Raw genomic sequence first — 6887 nt, 5'->3', positions numbered from 1 at the left:
TTGTTCCATTTTAGAGATTTGTTTAAGATAAGATATAACTCATTGAGATGTGTCATAGTATTCGTCGTTAGAAAACAATTATTGTGACATTATTTCAATGAGTTATCTATTTTTGTCGTGTACAGAGCTTTTTTTTATAGATTATTAGTGCTAATGTGAAATCAATAATTTAAAAGTTTCGTTAATTTTCACTTAATAACAGCATGTACATCTACCATATATAGGAACAGGGGATTTTTATGAAATTAAAACAGATATTACTGGCGGGAATCGCTGCCGGAGCAGCAAATATGGCGATGGCCGCTACAGGTACCATTACTTTTAATGGTGAAATTGTGACTGATACTTGTGCAGTTTCTGTTGATGGTGCTAGTTCAACAATAGTCACCTTGCCAACAGTACAGACTTCGAGCTTAAATGCAAGTGGATCATCAACGGGCACGACGAACTTTAGTCTTTATGTTAAAAATTGTGGTGATGCTGTAGATGCGCGTGGTATTACTTTAACCTTTACTGATCCAAATGGTTTTGATACTACAAATAAAAATCTTTTAAAAAATTTCGCAACGGTTACGCCCGCAACTAACGTTGGTATTGAATTGGCTACAGGTTCAGACTTTGCTCCATCAGCAGCTATTGCATTTGCTGGTGCACCTTATACGACCCCCACGCATTTAACATCAAGTGGTGCAGTTACACTTCCATTCTCTGCACGCTATACCGCTACTGGAGTTGCTACTGCTGGAGCAGTTTCATCTACTATGGGTTGGACTATTACCTATAAATAATGTGTGTGGCCTCTTGTTAAATTGTTTAAGATTTAACGTGAGGCTAATTAATGATCAAAAAGATGTGTGTGTCTCAAAATGAGAATAGATATGTTCAGATTTTTTAAGCGCTCTGTTTTATCATTGGGACTTATAATTACTACCTTCTTAGCAAATTCCAGTGTGGTCATGACGAATAACCGAGTGATTTTTCATGCTGAAAACAAAGATAAAACTTTGCAATTCAATAATAAAGGCAGTACCGCCTATCTTGTACAGGTCTGGGTCGATCAAGGTAATGATAAATCCACTCCTGATATAGCAGATGCGCCATTTATAGTGACTCCACAAATATTTCGTATCAATCCGAATGTCGGACAAACTGCACGTTTGCTATATACGGGGGATAATCAGCAACCTAGGGATCGCGAATCTATCTTCTATTTAAATTTTCACCAAATTCCTGCACTCAATCAAAGTACCGCTGATCAAAATAAATTGATTATGACTTTGAATAGCCGCTTAAAAGTCTTTTATCGTCCTAAAACCATTGTTGGTAATGTTGAAGCCATGCCCAAACAATGGACGTTTAAACTGCAGCAAAATGCCAAAGGTAGCTCAGTTATTGTGAATAATCCGACGGGTTATTATGCCAACCTGACGACTGCGACATTAAAAGTAAAACAGCAAAGCTATAGTATTGATCCGAAGTCTATTGCCATGATTGCCCCATACAGCAGTGCAACCTGGCCAATCCCTGAAAAAATAACGGTGAATCAAGACAGCGTGCTCAGTGTGACTTATGTGAATGATTATGGTGCCATAGCCAGACAAGACATTCCTGTACAACAGCCTTAGCATCGTGCAGGGATACAATATGGAGAGGACAAATCCTTTATTCGTACCATCCTGTTTATCTCTGATAATTCACTGTCTCTGCTTGCAGCAAGCATTTGCTGAGGAACCTCGATTGGCTGTTAGCACCAATAGCAGCTCGCTTACACAGCCGGATAGCAAACAACCGATAAAAGAAGCCTATACTTTTGATCCGCATTTATTTCAAGGGAGTGGCTTAAGTGCTGCAATGATTGAACGTTTTAATCAGGCAGACCGGATTGAAGCCGGGGTGTATAAAGTTGATCTCTACATCAATGATCGTTTTCTGGAACGGCGTAGTATCCCATTTATTGAAAATCAGGCAGCCGCACAGGGTGTGGATGCCTGTTTATCCATCGAGCTGCTTGAGCACGCCGGTATTTTGGGGGATGAAGAATACCGTAAACAACAAGCCGGTATCACTGAACCTATCTCATGTTTAACCATTGGCCAAGTTGCAACAGGCAGTAGTAGCCATTTTGATTTTTCCTTATTGCGTCTGAATCTCATGGTGCCACAACGTTTTATGAGGAATCTACCGCGCGGCTATGTCAATCCAGCCGATCTGGATAGTGGCAGCAGCATTGGCTTTGTCAATTATATGGGCAACTATTATTATTCGCAGAGCCGCTTAAGTCATCAGGACAATAATGAATCTGCCTTTATGGGGTTTAACGGTGGGATCAATCTGGGCAAATGGCAATATCGGCAGCAGTCCAATCTGTCCATGAATAATGAGCATGACACAACATGGCGTCATCTTCGCAGTTATGTACAACGCCCAGTGGATAAGTTGAAGTCCCAACTGCTCCTGGGACAGCAGTATAGCTCAGGACGTTTTTTGTCCGGATTGGCTTTTCAGGGGCTGAGTCTGCAAACAGATGAACGAATGCGGCCAGATTCGATGCGCGGTTATGCTCCGGTAATCCGTGGTATCGCCCAGAGCAATGCCAAAGTGTCGATTGAACAGAATGGGAGGGAGATTTATCAAATTACGGTGGCTCCCGGCCCCTTTGAAATTAATGATCTCTATCCGACCAATTATGATGGCAATCTGACAGTGATTGTCACTGAAGCCGATGGTTCAAAGCATTCCACGGAAGTTCCCTATGCGGCGGTTCCGACCTCTCTACGTGCCGGATTGTCCAATTATAGTCTGGCACTGGGCTGGACCGATCTAGATCAAACCCACGATGCTTTTTTTTCTGATATTAATTATGAATATGGTGTCAGCAACAGTATTACCGTGAATGGCGGCATACGCCTTGCAGATGCCTATCAGGCACTGGCAGTCGGTGGCGTGTATGGCAGTTTCCTGGGGGCTTTGGGTGCCAATCTCACTTATTCGCGAGCCGAGTTGCCAGGTATGGATGGACAGGAATCCGCTGATGGCTGGATGACCAATTTGACTTACAGTAAGACCCTGCAGCCGACCAAGACCACGATTACCCTTGCGGGATACCGTTATTCGACCAGTGGCTATCGTGAACTCAGTGATATTTTAAGATCGCGCTATGCTTGGGAGCAGGGCAATTCATGGGCTTCTTCATATAGCAACTTACAGCGTTCGCGTTTTCAGATCAATCTGAGTCAGCCCTTGGGAAGTTATGGTTCATTCTATTTATCCGGCTCTACCCAAGACTATCGGGATGGGCGTGAACGGGATACATCACTGCAAGCCGGCTATCAAAAATCTTTTGGTATTCTGAGTGTTAATCTCAACTATACCCGGCAAAAATTGCATAGCCTTCAAGGTGGTTCGGTGACGCAAGAGCGTTTTGACAACTTTGGTGGTCTGAGCCTGTCTTTCCCGCTCGGTTCAAACCGGGGCAGGCTGACGCCGAACTTGAACGCAAACTATAATCGCAGTAATGACAGTGATAATTATCAGGTTGGCATTAGCGGTGCCTTAGATGAAGACTATAGTTTGAGCTATAACCTGGGCATGAATGGCGGCGGACAGTCGAATGACCAGACTTATAATGCCGGCTTGTACAAGAGGCTGTCGAAAATTTCTCTGGGCCTGAATAGTGCCTATAATCAGCAATATTGGCAAAGTTCCCTGAATGCCAGTGGTGCCCTGGCCATTCACTCTGGTGGAATTACATTGGGTTCTTATCTCGGAGATACTTTTGCACTGGTTGAAGCCAAAGGTGCTAAAGGTGCAAAAATTATCAGTTCCCCAACTAACAGGATTGATCGTTTTGGTTATGCCTTAGTCCCGAGTATCAGTCCTTATCGTTACAATACCATTGCCCTCGACCCGCAAGGGGTGTCCGGCAATATCGAATTGGAAGGTGGTGAACAGCGTATTGCACCCTATGCCGGTGCTGCAGTGAAAGTAAACTTTAAAACCCGTTATGGCTATAGTGTGCTGATACAAAGTATGTTAGCTGAAGGGCAAAATATTCCGATGGGGGCAGATGTCCGCAATGAAGCCGGTGAAGTGATTGGCATGGTCGGACAGGCTGGTCAGGCTTATGTGCGTGTCGAACAGCCACAAGGTACACTGACTTTCGATTGGGGTGATGATGCAGGACAACGTTGCACAATGCCTTACCGTATTGACCGTCAGCAGCTAGAGCAACCGATGATTAAACTACAACTACAATGCATTGTAGAGAATGAATAATATGGATGATAAATTTTACATTGTGCTCAAACTTTTTTTTGTAATGCTATTAATGAGTATAGGGATTAATGTACAGGCACAATGTTATTTTGTTAATTATATGAATGGTCAGCCGACCGATAGGAATAGTGATAATAGTGATAAGGTTACTGAAACTAATGATCGTTCTGCAGCAAAAATTCCTATAGGGAATTTGCACCTTAACCCACTTCAAAAGGCAGGGGATAAAATCGCAGAGATTATTGTCTCACCAATGGAATATAAAGTCAGAAATGCGACTGCTGACACAATTTTATGGCGCTGTGCTCCTGATACTAATAATATGAGTGATGTCAGATTCTTGGTTGCCACTAACGGTAATGCATTACATGGAGGGCAGGTAGTCGTACCAACTGAAAATCCTGGTGATCAGACCAATGTTTACTATACGGGGTTTAATGGAATTGGCATTCGTCAGACTATGGCTGGAGTCACTGTAACAGGAACTTGGAAAACTGTGCCGGTAAGCTATGATATAGGAACATATACGGGTACGGTCAGCAATGCGACTCAATGTCCTTCGGGCTGGTATTGTATCCGTTTAAAACATATTCCTAATCTAACGGTTGAATTTTTTAAGGTTGATGGTAGCCCAGGCGTTAGTTCGGTATGTGGTTCTGTGGAGAATTCAGGTAATTATTCATGTGAGGAACCCTCAGCGTATATTCAATTAGCAGATAGCTCCTTAATTGGTGGTCCAGTAACTTTTGGTCATGATAAGGAACTGGATAATTCTGGATCCCACATGCTTTTCTTAGGTGCCAATAATGGCTTTGGTTATACCTTATATAATGCAGCAAACCTTATCCCAGCTGCAAATACCTGCTGGGCGATCACTGCTAATACGCAGACCGTTACTTTCCCTACGACCTCTACGACTCATTTGGATACAGATGGAGAAGTATTTGCAGATTTTCAAATCCAGATTGCATGCACGGGAAATGTGACTGCTGGCCTGAATACTACTAACTTTGCTGTCGGGATTCAGGCTTCTCAAGCCAGCTATACTCAGGCACAAGCTTTAGGACTGGTCAATGCCAATCAGGGAGTGACCGCACTGGTTTCGGATGACTATGCTAGCAATGCAGCTCGAGCAAAACATGTCGGGATTTTCCTCTACAAAGATGGTGGTAGTACACCGATGAACTTTGTTGGACAGCCTGGTTCAACTGGTAGCAACTTCCCTCAGACCGAAACAAAATCTGGATTATCTAACTGTTCTTGGTCTAATCCGGATATTTCAGACACGGGTACAGGCACCTGTTATCTCCCGATAACTTTCCCGATGGGTAATGATGCAGGCTGGTATGCATTTTCAGAGCTTACGCAATCTTTTGGAGATAAGACCACCAATATTCCATTACGAGCAGTGCTAAAAAAACTTCCTTCTGCTGGAGCAGTGACGGCGGGCTCCGTACTTGCAACTGCCCATGTGCTGGTAAAAATGCAATGAAGTCCATTCTACACTTATGTTACATAAGCTTATTCGCTCACAGTATTGTTGCACAGGCAGGTATTGTGCCTGCCTCTAGCCGGGTCATTTATGCAGAGCAGAGCGGAGCACAATCATTGCTACTGGCCAATAGCAATGACTACCCAATTATTGTGCAAACATGGGTAGATGATGGCTCGGGCAATCTCGATCTTGCCAAAGCCCCTTTTATAGTGTTGCCGGCAATATTTAAGATGAATCCTAAGGGTATACAGGCAATACGCATTGTGCAGAATGGTGACGCCATGCCTGCCGATCGTGAATCAGTCTATTGGCTCAATCTTTATGAAATTGCGGGTAAGCCCCCTGAACAAAGTCAGCTAGTCAGCGCAAATCAGGCACGTTTAGATCTGGCGATGAATACCCAGCTGAAAATTTTCTATCGCCCAGCCAACTTGGCCAAAATGAATATTGAACAAATTGCTGCACAGTTACGCTTTTCCTTACAACAATCTGCAGGGCAGAGGTTTTTAGTTTGTCATAACCCTACACCCTACCACATTTCATTTACCGGACTAAAAGTGATTCAGGGTCATCAATCCAGAGTTGTTGAAAAACAGATGGATATGATGACCCCTGCACAAGCGAATCGTATCTATCCCTTAGAGAAGGCTCCTCAATCTGCCGAATTTGATCGCATTGAATTCACCCTGCTGGATGATCAGGGAACCATGCGCAATGGTCTATTTGATCCGAAAATGAATCGCACGCAGCTAAAATGAAATTGTTTAGCAACAATTAAGGGTTGTTTGCTGAAAATATACCAATTATTTATATAAAATATTTTTAAAACAATTGTTTAGATAAAAATTAATAGTCTAAGTAAAGTTGCAGAGCTGCGAAAGTTGTTTTAATGATTATTGTTGTTCCAGTTCTATGGTCAATACTGACTTATTGTTTTAAGGTTTTTTGTAGCGTACTGATCTTTACTGGCAACATAGCGTAAAGAATTACGTAAGCATCCGGCTAACACAGCCTTACCAAGCGATCCTATAAGCCTTAATTTAGTTCCCACCTAAAAACAAGTGGGGACTTAATCCATGAACATGGATATATATTCAACAACACCTCCTGTTGCTAA

The 6887-nt window shown here is 42.9% G+C and carries 5 protein-coding genes; all 5 read left to right on the top strand.

All coding sequences use genetic code 11. The annotated features are described in order from the left end of the window. The first annotated feature begins 239 nt into the window (after window positions 1-239). The 5 genes from FTU91_RS15080 to FTU91_RS15060 all read left to right on the top strand — a co-directional run bounded on the left by FTU91_RS15080 (window position 240) and on the right by FTU91_RS15060 (window position 6528). Window positions 240-788, top strand: a complete 549-nt coding sequence (locus FTU91_RS15080; RefSeq protein WP_180082759.1) for a fimbrial protein — start codon at window positions 240-242, stop codon at window positions 786-788. 168 nt (window positions 789-956) lie between these two features. Continuing rightward, window positions 957-1625, top strand: coding sequence for a molecular chaperone (locus tag FTU91_RS15075; protein ID WP_257221761.1), 669 nt, complete (start codon window positions 957-959; stop codon window positions 1623-1625). A 112-nt stretch (window positions 1626-1737) separates the two neighbouring features. Then, window positions 1738-4275, top strand: coding sequence for a fimbria/pilus outer membrane usher protein (locus FTU91_RS15070; RefSeq protein ID WP_257221760.1), 2538 nt, complete (start codon window positions 1738-1740; stop codon window positions 4273-4275). Between the two features lies 1 nt (window position 4276). Next, window positions 4277-5767, top strand: coding sequence for a fimbrial protein (locus FTU91_RS15065; protein ID WP_180082756.1), 1491 nt, complete (start codon window positions 4277-4279; stop codon window positions 5765-5767). Next, window positions 5764-6528, top strand: a complete 765-nt coding sequence (locus FTU91_RS15060) for a molecular chaperone (protein ID WP_180082755.1) — start codon at window positions 5764-5766, stop codon at window positions 6526-6528. Before FTU91_RS15065 ends, FTU91_RS15060 begins: the two co-directional genes overlap by 4 nt. Window positions 6529-6887: the final 359 nt, after the last annotated feature.

This window comes from Acinetobacter sp. YH12201, assembly GCF_013418145.1.
Classification (GTDB): Bacteria; Pseudomonadota; Gammaproteobacteria; order Pseudomonadales; family Moraxellaceae; genus Acinetobacter.
The sequence above is the reverse complement of the archived record's forward strand: the minus strand, read 5'-3'. Positions and strand labels throughout refer to the sequence as shown.